We start from the raw sequence: 319 nt of genomic DNA, 5'->3' as shown, positions 1-319 counted from the left end.
CTCTAGATACTTTTTTGATGAATATTACAAATAAACAGGAGGTAATGAAAAATGATTAAAACATTATTAGCAGGAGCATTTTTAAGTACAGGATTATTAGCGGGTGGTGCAGTAGGTGCAGATGATGCGAAAACGGACAATTTAAAGTCAAATGAAAATAGTTCGAATCAATGGGTTACAATGAGTGCAGATGGAACAACGTCTTTCTCAAAAAACTTTGATGTACCTAAAGATGCAGTGCCAGCATCTAAAGGAGATGTAAAATCTGTTGAAAGAACAGAAGGTACAGGTACAGATTCTCAAGAAGGAAAAATGGTAG

The 319-nt window shown here is 35.1% G+C and carries 1 protein-coding gene; it reads left to right on the top strand.

Features of this window, described 5'->3' with window-relative positions; genetic code table 11:
- Positions 1-51: 51 nt before the first annotated feature.
- The coding region (locus MR160_RS34220; RefSeq protein WP_242299253.1) for an alpha-ketoglutarate permease at positions 52-319 on the top strand (268 nt) is incomplete at its 3' end.

The sequence above is a fragment of the Bacillus cereus group sp. BfR-BA-01382 genome, assembly GCF_022663475.1.
Classification (GTDB): Bacteria; Bacillota; Bacilli; order Bacillales; family Bacillaceae_G; genus Bacillus_A; species Bacillus_A thuringiensis_S.
This window is presented reverse-complemented; position numbering and strand designations above follow the sequence as displayed.